General features: G+C 68.1%; 20 protein-coding genes. 9 read left to right on the top strand and 11 right to left on the bottom strand.

Annotated features, from left to right (window positions below; all coding sequences use genetic code 11):
- Nucleotides 1–52: 52 nt before the first annotated feature.
- A complete protein-coding gene (locus BMZ17_RS18905; protein WP_093143181.1) occupies nt 53–1,354 on the top strand; it encodes a DUF58 domain-containing protein in 1,302 nt (433 codons plus the stop codon).
- Between the two features lie 96 nt (nt 1,355–1,450).
- Here the strand turns inward: BMZ17_RS18905 and BMZ17_RS21060 are convergent, their stop codons facing one another.
- From BMZ17_RS21060 to BMZ17_RS18885, 4 genes are read right to left on the bottom strand one after another with little or no spacing between them, the layout of a single operon-like run.
- A complete protein-coding gene (locus tag BMZ17_RS21060; protein ID WP_139203009.1) occupies nt 1,451–2,440 on the bottom strand; it encodes a hypothetical protein in 990 nt (329 codons plus the stop codon).
- A 23-nt stretch (nt 2,441–2,463) separates the two neighbouring features.
- On the bottom strand, nt 2,464–2,721 hold the full coding sequence (locus BMZ17_RS18895) for a hypothetical protein (protein WP_093143171.1): 258 nt from the start codon (nt 2,719–2,721) through the stop codon (nt 2,464–2,466).
- Between the two features lie 23 nt (nt 2,722–2,744).
- A complete protein-coding gene (locus tag BMZ17_RS18890; RefSeq protein WP_093143166.1) occupies nt 2,745–3,923 on the bottom strand; it encodes a glutathionylspermidine synthase family protein in 1,179 nt (392 codons plus the stop codon).
- Nucleotides 3,923–4,459, bottom strand: coding sequence for a DUF1190 domain-containing protein (locus BMZ17_RS18885; protein WP_093143988.1), 537 nt, complete (start codon nt 4,457–4,459; stop codon nt 3,923–3,925). Before BMZ17_RS18885 ends, BMZ17_RS18890 begins: the two co-directional genes overlap by 1 nt.
- A gap of 162 nt (nt 4,460–4,621) precedes the next feature.
- Here BMZ17_RS18885 and ilvD point away from each other — a divergent pair, with 162 nt between their 5' ends.
- Entirely contained in the window at nt 4,622–6,460 is a 1,839-nt protein-coding gene (gene ilvD / locus BMZ17_RS18880) for a dihydroxy-acid dehydratase (RefSeq protein ID WP_093143161.1), read from the top strand.
- A gap of 105 nt (nt 6,461–6,565) precedes the next feature.
- Here ilvD and BMZ17_RS18875 read toward each other — a convergent pair whose 3' ends face one another.
- The gene (locus BMZ17_RS18875) at nt 6,566–7,021 is read right to left on the bottom strand and encodes an REP-associated tyrosine transposase (RefSeq protein WP_093143157.1); all 456 of its coding nucleotides are present in this window, start codon (nt 7,019–7,021) and stop codon (nt 6,566–6,568) included.
- Between the two features lie 195 nt (nt 7,022–7,216).
- Between BMZ17_RS18875 and BMZ17_RS18870 the strand changes: the two genes are divergently transcribed.
- Nucleotides 7,217–8,125 carry a cyclase family protein gene (locus BMZ17_RS18870; RefSeq protein ID WP_093143153.1) on the top strand — a complete coding sequence of 303 codons (909 nt, stop codon included), beginning with the start codon at nt 7,217–7,219 and terminating at the stop codon, nt 8,123–8,125.
- A gap of 42 nt (nt 8,126–8,167) precedes the next feature.
- On the opposite strand, the gene BMZ17_RS18865 is transcribed toward BMZ17_RS18870, so the two are convergent.
- Nucleotides 8,168–8,725: a DUF2058 domain-containing protein gene (locus BMZ17_RS18865; protein ID WP_093143149.1), complete on the bottom strand. Its 558-nt coding sequence runs from the start codon at nt 8,723–8,725 to the stop codon at nt 8,168–8,170.
- Nucleotides 8,726–8,841: 116 nt separating this feature from the next.
- Between BMZ17_RS18865 and BMZ17_RS18860 the strand changes: the two genes are divergently transcribed.
- Together BMZ17_RS18860 and BMZ17_RS18855 are read left to right on the top strand one after the other, a co-directional pair.
- Nucleotides 8,842–9,141: a hypothetical protein gene (locus tag BMZ17_RS18860; RefSeq protein ID WP_093143144.1), complete on the top strand. Its 300-nt coding sequence runs from the start codon at nt 8,842–8,844 to the stop codon at nt 9,139–9,141.
- Nucleotides 9,142–9,221: 80 nt separating this feature from the next.
- Nucleotides 9,222–9,815, top strand: a complete 594-nt coding sequence (locus BMZ17_RS18855; protein WP_093143141.1) for a YdeI/OmpD-associated family protein — start codon at nt 9,222–9,224, stop codon at nt 9,813–9,815.
- A gap of 58 nt (nt 9,816–9,873) precedes the next feature.
- Here BMZ17_RS18855 and BMZ17_RS18850 read toward each other — a convergent pair whose 3' ends face one another.
- From BMZ17_RS18850 to BMZ17_RS18840, 3 genes are all read right to left on the bottom strand, one after another.
- Entirely contained in the window at nt 9,874–10,185 is a 312-nt protein-coding gene (locus BMZ17_RS18850; protein WP_093143986.1) for an RcnB family protein, read from the bottom strand.
- Nucleotides 10,186–10,415: 230 nt separating this feature from the next.
- Nucleotides 10,416–11,018 (bottom strand): hypothetical protein, encoded by a 603-nt coding sequence (locus BMZ17_RS18845; protein ID WP_093143137.1) that lies wholly within the window; start codon nt 11,016–11,018, stop codon nt 10,416–10,418.
- Between the two features lie 140 nt (nt 11,019–11,158).
- Nucleotides 11,159–11,740 (bottom strand): TetR/AcrR family transcriptional regulator, encoded by a 582-nt coding sequence (locus tag BMZ17_RS18840; protein ID WP_093143134.1) that lies wholly within the window; start codon nt 11,738–11,740, stop codon nt 11,159–11,161.
- A gap of 68 nt (nt 11,741–11,808) precedes the next feature.
- Here BMZ17_RS18840 and BMZ17_RS18835 point away from each other — a divergent pair, with 68 nt between their 5' ends.
- From BMZ17_RS18835 to BMZ17_RS18825, 3 genes are all read left to right on the top strand, one after another.
- On the top strand, nt 11,809–12,372 hold the full coding sequence (locus tag BMZ17_RS18835; RefSeq protein ID WP_093143130.1) for a hydrolase: 564 nt from the start codon (nt 11,809–11,811) through the stop codon (nt 12,370–12,372).
- A gap of 4 nt (nt 12,373–12,376) precedes the next feature.
- Nucleotides 12,377–13,468: an AbrB family transcriptional regulator gene (locus tag BMZ17_RS18830; RefSeq protein WP_093143983.1), complete on the top strand. Its 1,092-nt coding sequence runs from the start codon at nt 12,377–12,379 to the stop codon at nt 13,466–13,468.
- A 127-nt stretch (nt 13,469–13,595) separates the two neighbouring features.
- Nucleotides 13,596–14,444: an NAD(P)-dependent oxidoreductase gene (locus BMZ17_RS18825; protein WP_093143127.1), complete on the top strand. Its 849-nt coding sequence runs from the start codon at nt 13,596–13,598 to the stop codon at nt 14,442–14,444.
- A gap of 21 nt (nt 14,445–14,465) precedes the next feature.
- On the opposite strand, the gene BMZ17_RS18820 is transcribed toward BMZ17_RS18825, so the two are convergent.
- Nucleotides 14,466–14,855, bottom strand: coding sequence for an MAPEG family protein (locus tag BMZ17_RS18820; RefSeq protein ID WP_093143123.1), 390 nt, complete (start codon nt 14,853–14,855; stop codon nt 14,466–14,468).
- Between the two features lie 67 nt (nt 14,856–14,922).
- Nucleotides 14,923–16,044 carry an NAD(P)/FAD-dependent oxidoreductase gene (locus tag BMZ17_RS18815; RefSeq protein WP_093143117.1) on the bottom strand — a complete coding sequence of 374 codons (1,122 nt, stop codon included), beginning with the start codon at nt 16,042–16,044 and terminating at the stop codon, nt 14,923–14,925.
- Nucleotides 16,045–16,235: 191 nt separating this feature from the next.
- Here BMZ17_RS18815 and BMZ17_RS18810 point away from each other — a divergent pair, with 191 nt between their 5' ends.
- Nucleotides 16,236–16,823, top strand: coding sequence for a phosphatase PAP2 family protein (locus BMZ17_RS18810; protein ID WP_093143112.1), 588 nt, complete (start codon nt 16,236–16,238; stop codon nt 16,821–16,823).
- The last annotated feature ends 3 nt before the right edge of the window (nt 16,824–16,826 follow it).

Raw genomic sequence — 16,826 nt, 5'->3', positions numbered from 1 at the left:
CCGCTGCCGGCCCCATGTCATGCAGCGCGGCCGCCACATCAGCAGATCCGCAATGAGGCCCGCGTCGCCACTGCTCGCGCTGCTGTGCGCTTGGGGCCTGTCCGGGCTGGGTGTGCTGTTCTTCGGTCTGCCGCTGGTGGGCTGGCAGCTGGGCGGCGGCGTGATCGCAGGCCTGGCCCTGGCCGATGCCTGGCTGCTGTGGCGCCGGCCGACGCCGGTCGCGCGGCGGCGCGTGCCCGAGGCGCTGGCGCTGGACCTGGAACGCGAGGTGCTGCTGCGGATCGAATCGCCCGGCCGCGCGCAGCGCGTGGACGTGTTCGACCTGCACCCGGGCCACTGGCCGTCGCAGGGCCTGCCGCGCACGCTGGCCGTGCCGCGCGATGGCGCGATGGAATTCACTTACACGCTGCGTCCGGTCGAACGCGGCGATGCGCACTTCAGCGGCGTGCAGCTGCGCCTGATGTCACCGCTGCGGCTGTGGCGCCATGCGCGGATCGCGCCAGTGCCGCAGAGCGTACGCGTGTATCCGGACTTCGCACCGCTAGCGCGGCTGGCGCTGTTCAGTGCCGACCAGGCCTCGCGCCTGGTCGGCGCGCACATCAAGCGCCGTCGTGGTGAAGGCACTGACTTCCACCAGATGCGCGAGTACCGCGTCGGCGACAGCCTGCGCCAGATCGACTGGAAGGCGACCTCGCGCGCGCGCAAGCTGATCTCGCGCGAATACCAGGACGAGAAGAACCAGCAACTCGTCCTGCTGCTGGATACCGGCCGCCGCATGCTGGCGCGCGAGGACGGCCTGGCCCATTTCGACCACGCACTCAATGCCGCGCTGGTGGTGTCGTACCTGGCCCTGCGTCAGGGCGATGCCGCAGGCCTGCTGTCCACGGGCGAACAGCCGCGCTGGGTGCCGCCGCGGCGCGGCATGGCCGGCATCGATACGCTGCTGCGCGCGTCCTACGACCTGCAGCCGCAGCCGCTGGCCAGCGATTACCTGGCAATGGCGACCGAACTCTCCGCGCGCCAGCGTCGCCGCGCGCTGGTGATGCTGGTCACCAACGTGCGCGACGAGGACATCGAGGACCTGCTGGCCGCCGTGCACCTGCTGCGCCGCAAGCACCTGGTCTGCGTGGCCAGCCTGCGCGAGGCCGACCTCGATCACGCACTGTCAGCGGAAGTCACCGACCTCACTGGCGCCATCCACGCCGGCGCCGTGGCCCGCTATCTCGACCAACGCGCCGCCGCCCACGACGCCCTGAGCGGCCACGGCGTGATGGTGCTCGACGTCACCACCGCCCAACTGCCCGCCGCCCTGGTCGAACGCTACCTCGCCGTCAAACGCGAAGGCCTGCTCTGACACCCAGCTTTTTGTGGGAGCCGCTTCAGCGGCGATGGGGCTTTCGCAGTAACGCCAGATCGCCGCTGAAGCGGCTCCCACAGTGACTCCCCTGACTTAGCGTTGCGCATCCTTGCAATCCGCGCAGGTCAACCACGCGGCATCGTGCGGATAGTCCAGCGTCATCACAAAATGCTGCCAGAGGTTGGCGCCGGCGGCGCCCACGACGGGAGCATCCATGTGGGCGCCCATCCCCTTAGGGCCAAATGTGCCTTCGGGGCGCTCGGTAAACCACACTGGACCGACCGACCAACCCGCAACCATCACGTTTGGAACTCGGATAACCCGCATGTCGCCCTGTACCGGGAGAAGTTCGTCGCCGTCATCGATCACGATCCAGTCCGGATGTTCTTGATGCCAGCGATCCAGAACGGCTTTGTCGATGTAAGAAGTGACGCCGATGCCCTTCTCGGTCTGCAGCGTCATGGCTTTCTGTCCGGCCCGCGTCGGGGCGGCCGTAGCGCCGGTATCGAGCAGAAAATCCAGAGATTCACCAGCGATTTTGAGTTGGATTCTGGGGAGGCCAGATGCCTTTTCACCATCGCTGTTACGGGGAAACGACATTGGGATGCTGCGGGTTCCGACTCCAGGTTTCCAGCCGGCTGACTCAAGCCACAGGGCTTGGTTCGGATAGTCGAATGTCCAGATGAAGTGCGATAAATAGCCTGCGCCAAGATTCCCATCGTCCGCGCCTATCCCAACACCTTTTGCAAGAAGCGCGGATGCGCCACAAAGGCGCCCGGGAGCATCTGGTACACCTTTCCACAGTGGCGATCGAAGTTCGACGACGGGAAGCGCTTCTCCATCTACATCGCACCTTCGAATTTTCAGTCCGGCGCGCGTTGCCGCGTTGGGATCAACGACGTACAGGCCGCTTCCGCCCGGGCCTCCAGTATCGACGACGAGCCGCAGCGAATGGCCATCCTGCGCACTGAGACGTGCGAAGAAATGCCCGGCCTCGTAATCGGTGGGAATCTTTTCGCGTGCGTGCGCAATTGTGGCCAGTGCGGCGAACAGGAGGCAGGGCAGCAATGCAATCCGATGCATGGGGATCATCCGTGAGGAGTTGGCTAACAGGCAGGAGCGTACATGTAGGCCACATAGGCCCGTTGTCTTGTCCCATCCAACCGGAAGTCCTGCATGTGCTGGAAGTTGGCGGGCGCCAGCGTCTTGGCGGGCTCGTTGCTGCCGTTGTGCAGCGAACGCCTGCGGCCAGAAAAGACGATTGCGTCAACCAGGGGCTTGATGCGCAGTTTTTGTGGGAGATGCCTCAGCGGCGAGGTGGCTTCGTTGGTCGAGCCCCGTCGCCGCTGAAGCGGCTCCCACATTGGCCGCGCGTGCCAACGCCGACTCAGGCGTAGAACACGCCCGGCGCGTCATCGATGATCGCGTGCGGGACGAAGCGGGCGCTGTCGCGGGTGATGCGGCTGTCGTCTTCGCGGATGCCGATGCCGCAGGCGGTGTCGCCGACGACCCAGCTGCCGACCAGCGGGTAATGGCCGTCGAACGCGGTCAGCGGCTGGGCCGCCTGCACGATGCAGGGGCCGGCGTAGGGGCCTTCGCTCTCCTGCCACCTGCCGTCGGCCAGGTGCAGGGCGACGTTGGCGCCTTCGCGCGAATGCAGCGGCTTGCGCACCCAGCCGGCCTTGAGCGGCGTGCCGTCGTCGAAATGCGCGGGCAGCAGGTTGGGGTGGCCGCGATAGCGTTCCCACAGCAGCGGCAGGATGCCCTTGTTGCTGAGCACCGCCTTCCACGCCGGTTCCAGCAGTTGCAGGCCGGAGCCGGGCAGGGCGCGACCGAAGTCCTCGCCGAACAGATCCTCCAGCGGATACAGCTTGAACAGCGTGCCGATCACCTCGTCATCGAGGTTGGTGAAGCGGCCATCCTCGGACAGGCCCAGGTCCTCCATCGCGATGAATGCGCCCTGCAGCTGTGCCTGCGCCGCGCAGTCACGCAGGTAAGCGACCGTGCCCTGGTCTTCATTTGAACCCTGCACCGCAGCGAACATCAGCGGACGCGGCAGCGCGTTGGCGATCTCGCCGAAGCGCGCCACCAGCGCTTCATGCAGCGAATTGAACTGGTCGGCATGCGCAGGCAGGCGCTGCGCCGCGCGCTGGTCTTCCAGCCATTGCCACTGGAAGAACGACGCCTCGAACAAAGACGTCGGCGTGTCGTAATTCAGCTCGTACAGCTTGGCCGGCCCACTCCCGTCGTAGGCGAAATCCAGGCGTCCGTACAGATGCGGTTGGCGCTGTTGCCAGCTGTCGGCGATCCACTGCCAGTAGGCCTGCGGAATGGCCAGGCGCTGCAGTTTGGCCTCGTCCCGCACCACCTCGTCGACCAGGTCCAGCGCCATCGCGTGCAGCTCGGCGCTGGGGTCTTCCAGGTCGTCTTCGATCTGCCGCAGGGTGAAGGCGTAGTACGCCGTTTCATCCCAGTACGGCGCGCCATCGATGGTGTGGAAATCGAAGCCACACGCGGCCGCCTGCGCGCGCCAGTCGCCGCGCTCGGTGATGCGGACGCGGCGCATCAGCCGCCGAAGCTTGCGCGGCTGGAGCTGCGGCTGCCGAAGCCGCCGCGGCTGACCGTCACCGCCTTGTTGGGCGTGGCGTTGACCGGGGTCATGCCGGTATTGCCGGTGCGGAAGGCGTTGGAGGTGTCCGGGCGCGCGCCCGGCGTCGGCCGCTGCCAGCCGCTGTTGCGGTCCTGGAAGGCCGGCGCGCTGTTGAAACCGGCCCGGTTGTTGAGCATCTGCGACATGAAGAAACCCGCCATCAGCGGGCCAATGAACGAGTGGCCCTGGCTGTCGCGCTGTTCCACGCAGCGCTCGTCGCCCCAGTCGGTCTTGCACTGTTCCTGCGAGGCATAGCGCGGGGCCTGCTCGCTGGCCTGCTTCTGGGCGCTGGCGAAGGCTTCCTGGCAGCTGGCCTTGTCGCCGGTTTCGCGGGCGCAGGTTTCCACCGAGGTGTAGAGGCCTTCCTGGACTTCCGGTTCGCGCTGGCAGGCGCTGAACAGCAGGGGCGCGGCGCCCATCAGCAGCAGGGACGTGGTTCTGGAGCGTTTCATCAGGCGTTCGGTCGATGTCATGCGATGGCCCATGATGCCTGCCGGCGCCAACGGCCGGTTCCACATGGCTGAATCGTCAGTTGCAGCAGCAACCGAGCAAAGGGGCGAAAATGCACGCCTCGAACGCCACGCCAGCCTTGTGCTCGCCGAAGAATCCACGCCATGCCCGACTATCGCTCCAAGACCTCCACCCACGGCCGCAACATGGCCGGCGCCCGCGCGCTGTGGCGCGCCACCGGCATGAAGGATGACGACTTCCACAAGCCGATCATCGCGATCGCCAATTCGTTCACCCAGTTCGTGCCCGGCCACGTCCATCTGAAGGACCTCGGCCAGCTGGTCGCGCGCGAGATCGAACGCGTCGGCGGCGTGGCCAAGGAGTTCAATACGATCGCCGTGGACGACGGCATCGCGATGGGTCACGACGGCATGCTGTACTCGCTGCCCAGCCGCGAAATCATCGCCGACTCGGTCGAGTACATGGTCAACGCGCACTGCGCCGACGCGCTGGTGTGCATCTCCAACTGCGACAAGATCACGCCCGGCATGCTGATGGCCGCCCTGCGGCTGAACATCCCGGTGGTGTTCGTCTCCGGCGGGCCGATGGAAGCGGGCAAAACCAAGCTCTCCGAGCACGGCCTGGACCTGGTCGATGCGATGGTGGTGGCCGCCGACGACAGCGCCTCGGACGAGAAGGTCGCCGCCTACGAGCGCAGCGCCTGTCCGACCTGCGGCTCGTGCAGCGGCATGTTCACCGCCAACTCGATGAACTGCCTGACCGAAGCGCTCGGCCTGGCCCTGCCGGGCAACGGCTCGACCCTGGCCACGCACGCCGACCGCGAGCAGCTGTTCCTGCGCGCCGGCCGCCTGGCGGTGGAGCTGTGCCATCGCTGGTACGGCGGCGAAGACCCGACCGCGCTGCCGCGTGGCATCGCCACGTTCGAGGCGTTCGAGAACGCGATGACGCTGGACATCGCGATGGGCGGCTCGACCAACACCATCCTGCACCTGCTCGCCGCGGCGCAGGAAGGCGAAGTGCCGTTCGACCTGCGCGATATCGATCGCCTCTCGCGCAAGGTGCCGCAGCTGTGCAAGGTTGCGCCGAACATCCAGAAGTACCACATGGAAGACGTGCACCGCGCCGGTGGTATCTTTTCGATCCTGGGCGAACTGGCGCGCGGCGGCCTGCTGCACACCGACGTGCCGACCGTGCACAGCAAGACGCTGGCAGAGGGCATCGCCAAGTGGGACGTCACCCAGACTGACGACGAAGCGGTGCACACCTTCTTCAAGGCCGGTCCGGGCGGCGTGCCGACGCAGGTGGCCTTCAGCCAGGCCACGCGCTGGCAGAGCCTGGACATCGACCGCGCCGGCGGCTGCATCCGCAGCGTCGAACACGCCTACTCGCAGGAAGGCGGCCTGGCCGTGCTGTACGGCAACCTCGCGTTGGACGGATGCGTGGTCAAGACCGCCGGCGTGGACGAATCCATCCACGTGTTCGAAGGCAATGCCAAGGTGTTCGAAAGCCAGGACGCCGCGGTCAAGGGCATCCTCGCCAACGAAGTCGTGGCCGGCGATGTCGTCGTGATCCGCTACGAAGGCCCCAAGGGCGGCCCGGGCATGCAGGAAATGCTGTACCCGACCTCGTACCTGAAGTCCAAAGGCCTCGGCAAGCAATGCGCATTGCTCACCGACGGACGTTTCTCCGGCGGCACTTCGGGTCTGTCCATCGGCCACGCCTCGCCGGAAGCGGCCGGCGGTGGCGCCATCGGCCTGGTGCGCGATGGCGACAAGATCCTGATCGACATCCCCAACCGCGCGATCAACCTGCTGATCGACGATGCCGAACTGGCCGCACGTCGCGCCGACCAGGACGCCAAGGGCTGGAAACCGGCCGAACCGCGTCCGCGCAAGGTCACCACGGCATTGAAGGCGTACGCCTTGCTGGCGACCAGCGCCGACAAGGGCGCGGTGCGCGACAAGGCGCTGCTGGACGGTTGATGGTGCGCTGTTGTGGGAGCCGCTTCAGCGGCGATCGGGCTTCACCGAGAAAGCCACATCGCTGCTGAAGCAGCTCCCACAAATACCCAGATCTGCATTTCCTGCTCAAAGCCAGACTGCATCCCAGTAGGGATAATCACCAACTCGCTTGACCAAACCCGCACGCAGCGGGTTGGCGATGATGTAGCGTGCGACGTGCAGCTGATTCTCTTCCTTACGCAGCGCGTGGTCATGGAAGCCGTGCGCCCAGAGCCTCGCCGTGCTGCCGCAGCCTCGGCGCCAATCGCGCGAGGCAACGGCTTTTGCGCGGGCAACAGCGCGTGATAAGGGTTCATCGCCGAGTTCGATCAATCCATGCCAGTGATCTGGCATCAGGACCCAACACAGGAGTTGCGCCTGCGGCCAGGTCGCGGGCGAAGCGAGTGCGCGCGCCACGCAGGAAGCGTCAAACCAAGTGTGGAAGACAGGCTTCCGCTGATCAGTGGTGAACGTCACCAGATAGATGCTACCTGGCGTTGACCAGCGTCCCAAGCGCAGTGCATGCGAGTGCGGCTTGCCCATGGCAGCAGGATGTCGTGTGGCTGAGTGACTCACCAGCGGACGCGAGCGCGAACTGCTGTCAGAAAGCGCTGATTCTTCTTGTGGGAGCTGCTTTAGCAGCGATGAGGCTCTACAGAGGAAGCCTCATCGCTACTAAAGCAGCTCTCACAACGGCGGTCTATGATCGGATGACCCGTTCGCAGGAGTTTCGCCCCCATGCGCCGTCCGCTCATCGCGTTGTCGCTTCTTGTGTCCCTCGTGTGCGTTCTGCCTGCCTACGCCGCCGACAACACCCGCCTCTGGGACGTCTACGCGCAGCAGCTCAAGGGCGTGAAGTACGTGTCGCTCTCGCACGTGATCGCGCCGAACATCCCGGTCTGGCATGGCTTTGGTCCATCGAAATTCGAGCCGGCGATCGATCCGGCCGATGGCCACGCCTACACCTACGCCAAGGATGGGTTCGAGGCCACGCGCTACACGCTGGCGACCGACCAGCTGGGCACGCAGCTCGATCCGCCAGCACATTGGGCGCCGGAATATCCGTCCATCGATGAGTTGCCGGCCAGCTACACGCTGCGCCCGCTGGTGGTGATTTCCATCGTCGAGCAAGTGAAGAAGACGCCGGGCTATTCGCTGAGCGTGGCCGATATCGAAGCCTGGGAAAAACAGCACGGCCGCATCCCGGAAGGATCGGTGGTGTTCGTGCGCTCGGACTGGTCCAAGCGTTGGCCCGATCCGGCGTTGGCCGCGCTGGAGCACTTTCCGGGCGTGTCGCTACCGGCGCTGAAATTCCTGCATGAGCAGCGCCACATCCTGCTGCACGGCCACGAGCCGTTGGACACGGACGACAGTCCCAATCTGGAAGGCGAGGCCTGGTTGATGCATCACGGCTATGCGCAGGCTGAGGGCGTGGCCAACCTGGATCAGGTGCCGGAAGTGGGCGCGCTGGTGTCGATCGGATTTCCGCGTTTCCGGGGCGGCACCGGCGGCTATGCCAGCTTCACCGCGATCTGCCCGCCGGACTGGCCGCATGGCGTGGTCGCCGATCCGCGCCGCGATGCGCCGTTGCCGCGCTCGGACAAGCCGCTGAAGTGGGACGCGACCAAAGGCGTGCGCGTCCGCTGACGTCGCGCGCGATGCGTTCCGCCGCCACGGAACGCCGGCGCTTCACCACATCAGGTCGTCCGGCACCTTGAACTGGTCCTGGTCGTAGAAGTCGTCGCCTTCGCTGGGCAAAGACGCAGCGGCATCTTTGTCGCGGCCGTGGTCGAGCAGCACGAAGGACGCATCGCGCTCGTAGATCTTTTCCGCGACGCTGCGCGGGATCAGCTCGACGCCGTCGCCGTGGCGCACGATCAGCAGCGCGCCGCTGGCCAACTGGGCACGCAGCGCAGCGTTGACCAGCACCGTGCGGATCACCGCGCCGTCGTTGAAGCGGTATTCGAGTTCGCCGCCGCGCTTGACCTTGTGGGTGTCCACGATCTGGCGCACCTGCGCCTGCAGCTCCTGGCGCTTGGCCTGGGCGTTGCGCTCGGCGGCCAGGGCGCGGTCGCGCTCGGCGCGTTCGGCCTGCAGCCTGGCGGCGTCGACTTTTTCTTCCACGACCGGCGGCTTGGCGCCGCCCTTGGCCAGGCGTGCCTTGACCTGGTCGCGGGCGATCTGATCGGCCTTGCCCTTCTTGACCAGGCCGGCCTTGAGCAGCTGTTCCTGCAGGGGATTACGCATGACGAAACACGACGACGTGACGGGCGCGCAGTGTAGCGCCGGGCGCGTCCGGGCTGCGCTTGCGCGCCGGTGGAAGCGTGCAGGATGATCCGGATTTCCCGACATGGAGTGGGCGAATGCAGGTCATCAAGGTCATGGACAGCGGGCGTGCCGATCCGCACCGGCGCACGATGCTGTGGTGTTTTGGCCTGATCGCGGCCTTCAGTGTGATCGACTGCCTCTACGGCTGGTCGACGTACAAGGTGTTGAAGGCGATCGGCTTCCTGCTGATCCTCTACAGCGTGTATCGCAACGGTGCGCAGGGGCCGTTCCTGGCGCGTGCGCTGGGGCAGACGTTCTCGCGGGGCGCGTTTGGCCTGGGGCTGGCGGGATTCCTCCTTGCCGCGGGCGCCTTCGTCGTCCACGTGTTGACCTGATCCGCTGAAGCGGCAGGCGCGGCTTGCCGGCCGCGCCGCGGCGGCGCACGCTGCGGCTTCGCCGATGGGAGTCGTCGTCCATGAGCACATCTGAGCCGCGCATCGATGCCTATATCGAACAGGCCGCGCCGTTTGCCCAGCCGATCCTGCGCGAGATCCGCCAGCGGCTGCATGCCAGCTGCGGCGAGCTGGAAGAGGCGATCAAGTGGGGCATGCCCGCGTTCCTGTATCGCGGGAAGATCCTGTGCGTGACCGCGGCGTTCAAGGCGCATGCGACGCTGGCGTTCTGGCGCCGCGATGAAGGTGTGGCCAAGCCAGAGAAGGTCGGCGAGGCGATGGGCGAGTTCGGCAAGCTGACCCAGGTCAAGGACCTGCCGGGCAAGCGCGAATTTGCGGCGAAGGTGAAAGAGGCGATGGCCCGGATCGAAGCCGGCGCGCCGCAACGCGTGGTCAAGCCGCGTGCGCCCGTGACAATGGTGCCGGCGTTCGCCCAGGCGCTGGCCGGGCATGCGCAGGCGAAAAAACACTACGACGGCTTCAGCGCCGGCTACCAGCGCGATTACCTGGAATGGATCGGTGACGCGAAGACCGAGGCCACACGCGACAAGCGCATCGCGCAGGCGCTGGAATGGCTTGCTGAAGGCAAGCATCGCAACTGGAAATACGAAAAGTAGCCCTCGCGCTCAAGAAAAACGGGGCGCCGCGTGCGCAGCGCCCCGCCTGACACGCGCCTTAGCGGCTGGCGGCGATCACGCTGCTGATGATGCCGGTGGTGACGGCGATCAGGACGTAGTCGTTATCGACCTTGCGCCATTCGTGGCCCTTCGGCGGCGCCTTCAGGCCGTGCTTGCGGTAGTCCGGCACGCGGTCGCCGCGTGCGCCGGAGGCCAGGCGGTCGCCCTTCTTGTGCGGATTGCCGTGCGGCTGCGCGTGTGAGTTGGGTGCGTTGTGCGCATCGCCGTGGTCGTCGTGGTGCTGCTGGGCCAGGGCGGCGCCGGAAAAGCACAGGGTGGCGGAGACGATCAGGGTGGAAAGCAGTTTCATGTCGGTGTCCTTGTGTGGAAGCCGGACGGCGGTCATCCGTCCGTGTCTCCACGCTAGGGCGCGGCATGTGAACAGCGCAGCCTGCTGGCGTGGCATCGCGCGGCTGCGATGCAGCTTTGCCAGCGGGCAGTGAGCACGCGGTGTCGCGCGTGCGGTGTTCTTGTCGGCGATGGCGGTGCGTGTCGCCGCGTGTCAGCGTGCCGGGCATGTCCACGCGGCGTGTAACGGACTCAGGGCATCTGCACGCAGTGCATGTTGGCCGAGGCGATTTCCGAGGCATCGGCGGCCGTGAAGTGCGTGGTGGTCCAGCCCTGGTGCGTGCCGGCGACGGCTTCGTTGCGATACAGGCCGCTCAGGTGGCAGACGCCGTCCACTTCCTGCGAGTTGCCGCGCACGCTGATCTCCAGGCCGCCGGGTTCGCCGTTGGTGTTGGCCAGGGTGAAGGTGTTGAGATCGGTGTCGTTGCACTTGGGCTCGTGGTGCGATTCCAGCTCCAGCACCACGACCTGGCCTTCCTGCTGCGGCGGGGCGCTGTTGACGTTGTCGTCGGCATCGATGGTCGGTTTCCACACCGGGATCGGCGTGCGGTTGTCGCCGGCCTTGCAGGCGGGAATGCCGGGCACCAGATCGCCGGCTTCGGCCATGGCCGACTGGCCGGGCGGCGGCGCGGAGGCCTGTGCGCCTTCGCCGGTGGTGGGGCTCGGCGCGGCGGCACCCGGCGCGCCCGGCGGCGGCGGGGTTGCGGCCACGGGCTCGGGGGTGGCCGACGGCGTGGTCGGCTGGCAGGCGGCGCAGGCCAGCCCCAGGGCGGCGACGGCAAACAGATGCTTCATGAAGACTCCGGGGGAAGGGTGCGAGGCCCTGTGCAAGCGGGCATGGATACCCGGCGCTGCATTAAAAAGATGTTGCCGCCCGGCGACAGTCGTGTGTCGCCGTCATCGTGCGCGCGCAAGTGCGCGGGCCGCGCGCGGGATCAGCCCGCCAGATAGCGGCGCAGCACCAGGCGCAGTTCGTCCACTGCGCCGGCCTTGTCCGGCTGGGCGGCCAGGGTTGCGGCGGACTTGATGACGCTGATCACCGCGATGGCGGCATCGCCCGCGCGCGCCTCCGGCACCACGCCCGCATTGACCAGGATTCGGGTCACGCCGGTGCGCATGGTGTCGCGCAGCTGCAGGCGCTGGTGGCCGGTATCGCGCAGGTCCACCAGCACCAGCGCGGCGGCGCGTTCGGTGCGCAGGTCCAGCACCAGGGCGAGCAGGGCGTCGGCCAGCTCGGCCGGTGACAGCGCGTCGGCGCGGGCGACCAGGGCCTCCAGCGCCGCGCCTAGATGCTCGGCATAGCGCTGCAGCAGTACGTCGGCCAGCGCGTCGCGGGTGGGGAAGAACCGGTACAGCGAGCCGATCGCCGTGCCCGAGCGCGCGGCGATCTCGGTCATGGTCACGGCGTGGCCCTGTTCGACGAACAGCTGCGCGGCCGTGTCCAAGATCGCGGCGACGCGTTCGCGTCCACGCTGGCGCTTGGGCGCGACGGCTTCATTTGACTTTTGCGAGGGCATCCTCACAATTCTCTATGCGAATCGATCCTCGCATATTAGCCGCCTCGCCTGCCCAAGGAATCCCCGCCATGCCGACCCTGTCCCCCGCCACCACCGCCCTGGTCCTGATCGACCTGCAGCACGGCATCACTGCCATGCCGCTGCAGCCCATCGCCGGCGTCGAACTCGTTGAGCGGGCCAAGGCCGTCGCGGCCAGGTTCCGCGCGGCCGGCGCGCCGGTGGTGCTGGTCAACGTGGACTTCGGCCCGGACTTCATCGATGCGCCAAAGCAGCCGGTCGACGCCGCCAGCCAGCGCGGCCCGCTGCCGGCCGACTGGGCGCAGCTGGTCGATGGCCTGGAACAGCCCGGCGACCTGCGCGTGACCAAGCGCCAGTGGGGCGCCTTCACCGGCACCGGGCTGGAACAGCAGCTGCGCCGCCGCGGCATCGACACGATCGTGCTGGGCGGCATCGCCACCAACTTCGGCGTGGAATCCACCGCGCGCCACGCCTGGGAGCTCGGCTTTGCGGTGGTGATCGCGCCGGACCTGTGCGCCAGCGTTTCGACCGAACTGCACGAGATGACGCTCAAGCACGTGCTGCTGCGCGTGGCCCGCATCGCCGACAGCGGCACGCTGCTGCTGCAGGCCTGACGTGATGGGCGAGGCGCCAGCGGAAACCGGCTTCCTGCGCGCGTTGGCCCGGCGCCCGGCGTGGCTGCGCTGGGGCGTGCTGGCCATGGCCTCGCTGGCGCTGGTCGGCGTGTTCGAAGCGCTGCACCTATCGGCCGCGCTGCTGCTGGGGCCGATGGTCGCGGCGATCGTGCTGGCCGTCGGTGGCGCGCCGGTGAAGGTGGCGCCGTGGCCGTTCGCGCTGGCCCAGGGCGTGGTCGGCGCGATGATCGCGCGCGGCATGCCGGCCAGCGTCCTGGCCGAAGTCGGCCGCAACGCGCCGCTGTTCGTCGGCTGCGTGCTGGCGGTGATCGTGATCGCGGTGCTGCTGGGCTTGCTGCTGCAGCGCTGGCGGATCCTGCCGGGCACGACCGCGCTATGGGGCACGTTCCCGGGCGCGGCCTCTGCGATGGCGCTGATGTCCAGCGCGTTCGGCGGCGACATGCGGCTGGTGGCCTTCATGCAATACCTGCGCGTGGTGCTGGTGGCGGTGGCCGCTTCGGTGATGGCGCGGCTGTGGCACGTGCAGGGCGGCAGCGCGGCGGTGCAGTGGCTGGCGCTGGGCGCGCCGCGCGACCTGCTGCTGACCGCCGTGCTGATCGTTGCGTGCACGGTGGCCGCGGTTCGGATGAAGATTCCCGCCGGCCCGTTGCTGCTGCCGCTGGTGCTGGGCGTGGTCGCCCAGAACGCCGGCCTGCTGCAGATCAACTTGCCGCCGTTGCTGCTGGCGGCCTGCTACGCGCTGCTGGGCTGGAGCATCGGCCTGCGTTTCACGCCCGCGATCCTGCGCAGCGCGTTCAAGGCCTTGCCGCGCGTGCTCGGCGCGATCGTGGCCTTGATCGCGCTGTGCGGCGGCATCGCCTACGCGCTGGTGCGGTTTGCCGGCGTCGATCCGCTGACCGCGTATCTGGCGACGAGCCCCGGCGGTGCCGATTCGGTGGCGATCATCGCGGCGTCGTCCGCGCAGGTGGACGTGGCCTTCGTCATGGCGATGCAGACCGCGCGCCTGCTGGTGGTGCTGGCGCTGGGCCCGGTGATCGCGCGCTGGCTCGGGCGGCGCGTGCAGCGCGCGGGATGACGTCGCGCACACGTTGATCGGCGCGCGTTCCTCCTGACGGGACATCGCGCGGTGCGGGGTTGTCCCTCGACACATCGCGCGCCCGTTTGAAGCGCACGATGGCGCTTTCCTTCACTGGAGGTGATCGATGTCCACCACGTTTGCACTGGTCGGCCCGGGTGCGATGGGCGCCGGTTTGTCTGCGAGGCTGGTTGCGCGCGGCGCGCAGGTGTTGACCACGCTCGAGGGGCGCAGCGACGCCAGCCGTGCCCGTGCGCAGGCCGCCGGCATGACCGATGTCGCACCGGCTGCGCTGATGCAGGCACCGGTGTTCCTGTCGGTGGTGCCACCGGCCGAAGCGCTGGCGATGGCGCGCCAGTTCGCCAGCTGGTGCGTCGGTGTCGACCAGCCGCCGCGCTATGTGGATCTCAATGCCGTCAATCCCGACACCGTGCACGAGGTGCAGGCGGTGATCGAAGCGGCCGGCGCGACGTTCGTGGATGGCTGCATCGTCGGCTTCCCGCCCAAGGGTGATGAGATCGGCCCGACGCTCTATGTCTCGCGCGATGCGGCCGACCTGGCCGAGGCGCTCAACGCGCACGGCGTGGTGACGCAGCTACTGGACGGCGGCGTCGGCGCGGCCAGTGCGCTGAAGATGGCCTACGCCGGCCTGAGCAAGGGCGTGGCCGCGCTCGGCGTGGCGATGGTGCTGGCGGCCGAACGCCACGGCGCCGGCGAGGCGTTGCGGGCAGCGCTGGCCGAGACGCGTCCGGGCCTGCTTGCCCTGCTGGATCGCGGCCTGCCGGACCTGCTGCCCAAGGCCTGGCGCTGGGCGCCGGAGATGGAGCAGATCGCCGATTTCATCGGCCACCACCGGCCCGAGGCGGCGATCTATACCGCGATGGCCAGCCAGTACCGCGCGGTCGCGCAGGATCTTGCCGGGAGTGGCGAGGAAGCGGCCGTATTGCGTGCGTTCCCCCAGCTGGGCGACGACTGAGTCATCGCCCGCGGGCCGCGCTCAGAGCAGCGCCCATACCAGCTGCAGGATCGCCCACAGCGAGCAGGCCCAGATCGCCGTGCGCAGATAGGGAATGCCCACGATGTACACCGGCAAATACGCCAGGCGCGCCCAGAAGTAGAGCTGCGCGGCGAAGGCCGTATGCGGCGTGGCCCGTTCCAGCACCACCACGGCCAGCGCCGCGGCGGCAAAGAATGGAAAGGTCTCCAGGAAGTTCGCACTCGCCCGCTGCGCGCGGGCCGGTGGTCCGGTCAGGGGCTCGACCGGCGCATCGCGGTTGCCGGCATTCCACGCGAGGCCGCGCTTGGCGGTGACCAGCGCGCCGGCGACCAGCACATACGCCAGGCCGAGCAGGATGGACCAGGCGAGCATCTTCAGTTCGATGGACATGCGGGCGACCCGAGGCAAGGGAATCGCATCATGGTCCGCGCGGAGTCGCACGGGCGTGCAGGTGCGCTCAGGCGGCGACTGGCTCGGTCAGTTCCAGCAGGGCGCAGACGTGGTCGGCGATGGCCAATGACGAGGTCAGGCCGGGCGACTCGATGCCGAACAGGTTCACCAGCCCGGCGATGCCGTGTTCGGCCGGTCCGTCGATGCGGAAATCGGCGTTGGGTTCGCCGGGGCCGCTGATTTTGGGACGGATGCCGGTATAGGCCGGCTGCAGCGCATGGTCGGGTAGGGCGGGCCAGTAGCGACGGATCGCCGCGTAGAAACGCTCACCGCGGGTCGGGTCCAGCGCGTAGTCCAGGCCGTCGACCCATTCCACGTCCGGACCGAAGCGCGCGCGCCCGGCCAGGTCCAGGGTGAGATGCGTACCCAGGCCGCCGGGCTCGGGCAGCGGATAGACCAGGTGCGAGAACGGCGTGCGTCCGGCCAGGCTGAAGTAGCTGCCCTTGGCGTACCAATGGCGCGGCACGGCGCGGGCCGGCAGGCCCTGCATCTGCGCGGCCAACAGCGGCGCGCCGTGCCCGGCGCTGTTGACCAGCGTCTGCGCGTGCAGGCGCATGGGCGCATCGCCGCCGACCTCGATGACGAAGCCCTCCTCCTCGCAGCGCAGCGCGGTGACCGGCGCGCGCAGCGCGAGCAGCGCGCCGTGGTGTTCCGCATCGCCCTGCAGCGCCAGCATCAGGCCGTGGCTGTCGATGATGCCGGTGCTGGGCGAGAGCAGCGCGGCGACCGCGTGCAGGTCGGGCTCCAGCGCGTGCACCTGCGAGGCGTCGAGATAGCGCAGGTCGTTGACGCCGTTGGCCAGCGCATGCGCGCGGATCTGCGCCAGGCCATCGCGCTGGTCATTGTCGGTGGCCACGATCAGCTTGCCGCAGCGGCGATGCTCGACACCGAAACGTTCGCAGAAGGCATACAGCTGCTGCTTGCCCTGCACGCACAGGCGCGCCTTGAGCGAGCCGCGCGGATAGTAGATGCCGGCGTGGATCACCTCGCTGTTGCGCGCGCTGGTGCCGGTGCCGATGGCGCTTTCCGCCTCCAGGATCAGCACCTCGCGGCCGGCCATCGCCAGCGCACGGGCGATCGCCAGGCCCACCACGCCAGCACCGATCACCACACAGTCCACACGCTCCATGCTCGTCCTCGCTGCCGGTTGCGGCACTGACCTGGTCGACACCGTCGCACATCGACGCGGTGTTCGATGTTGAGTACGCAAATTCTGTGTCGCGCGGGACGTGAACGTCGTGCCTCGCGCCACAGGGCGCAAGACCTGTTGAAGGCGTGGTTCGCGTTCAATCCAAGACCCCCGCCACGCAGGACCGCCGCATGCCCCATGCCCTCGACACGCTGCTGACCTGGATGGGCGACAGCCGGCTGGTGCTGCCGGTAATGGCTGCGCTGGGCCTGCTGTGGTGGCGCCGCCATCCGCGCGTGGCCTACGAATGGGCGGCAGTGCTGGGCCTACTGGCGGCGACGGTGGTGGCCTCCAAGATTGCCTACAAGGCCTTCGGCGTGGACTGGCGCACGATTGGATTCTTCACTGTCAGCGGGCATAGCGCATTGGCCGCGGCGCTGTATCCGCTGCTCTGCTATGCCCTGGTGGCTGGCGCCGGTGCATCGCCGCGAGTGCGGCATGCCGCGGTGGTGCTGGGCGGCGCGCTGGCGCTGGCGATCGCCGTTTCGCGCGTGCTGACGTATCGGCACACGCCGGTGGAAATCGTCACCGGCCTGGCGGTCGGACTGGTGGTGGCGTGGCTGATGCTGCGGCGCTGGCACGGCGCGCTGGCGATCCCGGTGCGCGCCACGCCGGTGGTGATCGGCGCGGCGATGGCCGCGGGACTGGCCGTGTGGCTGCTGCCCAACGTGCCGGCCGAGCGCGTGCTGTCGCACATCGCCTGGCGCATCCGCAGCTGACCG

The sequence above is a fragment of the Pseudoxanthomonas sp. GM95 genome (assembly GCF_900109775.1).
GTDB lineage: Bacteria > Pseudomonadota > Gammaproteobacteria > Xanthomonadales > Xanthomonadaceae > Pseudoxanthomonas_A.
Note: the sequence above shows the minus strand (reverse complement) of the source record. Positions and strands in the feature narration are given on the sequence as shown.

What these genes read in the sequence shown, in the direction of transcription:
- BMZ17_RS18905 (WP_093143181.1), top strand. Translation starts at nt 53, where the DNA reads ATGAGGCCCGCGTCGCCACTGCTCGCGCTGCTGTGCGCTTGGGGCCTG.
- BMZ17_RS21060 (WP_139203009.1), bottom strand. Translation starts at nt 2,440, where the DNA reads ATGCATCGGATTGCATTGCTGCCCTGCCTCCTGTTCGCCGCACTGGCC.
- BMZ17_RS18895 (WP_093143171.1), bottom strand. Translation starts at nt 2,721, where the DNA reads ATGTGGGAGCCGCTTCAGCGGCGACGGGGCTCGACCAACGAAGCCACC.
- BMZ17_RS18890 (WP_093143166.1), bottom strand. Translation starts at nt 3,923, where the DNA reads ATGCGCCGCGTCCGCATCACCGAGCGCGGCGACTGGCGCGCGCAGGCG.
- BMZ17_RS18885 (WP_093143988.1), bottom strand. Translation starts at nt 4,459, where the DNA reads ATGAAACGCTCCAGAACCACGTCCCTGCTGCTGATGGGCGCCGCGCCC.
- ilvD (WP_093143161.1), top strand. Translation starts at nt 4,622, where the DNA reads ATGCCCGACTATCGCTCCAAGACCTCCACCCACGGCCGCAACATGGCC.
- BMZ17_RS18875 (WP_093143157.1), bottom strand. Translation starts at nt 7,021, where the DNA reads ATGGGCAAGCCGCACTCGCATGCACTGCGCTTGGGACGCTGGTCAACG.
- BMZ17_RS18870 (WP_093143153.1), top strand. Translation starts at nt 7,217, where the DNA reads ATGCGCCGTCCGCTCATCGCGTTGTCGCTTCTTGTGTCCCTCGTGTGC.
- BMZ17_RS18865 (WP_093143149.1), bottom strand. Translation starts at nt 8,725, where the DNA reads ATGCGTAATCCCCTGCAGGAACAGCTGCTCAAGGCCGGCCTGGTCAAG.
- BMZ17_RS18860 (WP_093143144.1), top strand. Translation starts at nt 8,842, where the DNA reads ATGCAGGTCATCAAGGTCATGGACAGCGGGCGTGCCGATCCGCACCGG.
- BMZ17_RS18855 (WP_093143141.1), top strand. Translation starts at nt 9,222, where the DNA reads ATGAGCACATCTGAGCCGCGCATCGATGCCTATATCGAACAGGCCGCG.
- BMZ17_RS18850 (WP_093143986.1), bottom strand. Translation starts at nt 10,185, where the DNA reads ATGAAACTGCTTTCCACCCTGATCGTCTCCGCCACCCTGTGCTTTTCC.
- BMZ17_RS18845 (WP_093143137.1), bottom strand. Translation starts at nt 11,018, where the DNA reads ATGAAGCATCTGTTTGCCGTCGCCGCCCTGGGGCTGGCCTGCGCCGCC.
- BMZ17_RS18840 (WP_093143134.1), bottom strand. Translation starts at nt 11,740, where the DNA reads ATGCCCTCGCAAAAGTCAAATGAAGCCGTCGCGCCCAAGCGCCAGCGT.
- BMZ17_RS18835 (WP_093143130.1), top strand. Translation starts at nt 11,809, where the DNA reads ATGCCGACCCTGTCCCCCGCCACCACCGCCCTGGTCCTGATCGACCTG.
- BMZ17_RS18830 (WP_093143983.1), top strand. Translation starts at nt 12,377, where the DNA reads ATGGGCGAGGCGCCAGCGGAAACCGGCTTCCTGCGCGCGTTGGCCCGG.
- BMZ17_RS18825 (WP_093143127.1), top strand. Translation starts at nt 13,596, where the DNA reads ATGTCCACCACGTTTGCACTGGTCGGCCCGGGTGCGATGGGCGCCGGT.
- BMZ17_RS18820 (WP_093143123.1), bottom strand. Translation starts at nt 14,855, where the DNA reads ATGTCCATCGAACTGAAGATGCTCGCCTGGTCCATCCTGCTCGGCCTG.
- BMZ17_RS18815 (WP_093143117.1), bottom strand. Translation starts at nt 16,044, where the DNA reads ATGGAGCGTGTGGACTGTGTGGTGATCGGTGCTGGCGTGGTGGGCCTG.
- BMZ17_RS18810 (WP_093143112.1), top strand. Translation starts at nt 16,236, where the DNA reads ATGCCCCATGCCCTCGACACGCTGCTGACCTGGATGGGCGACAGCCGG.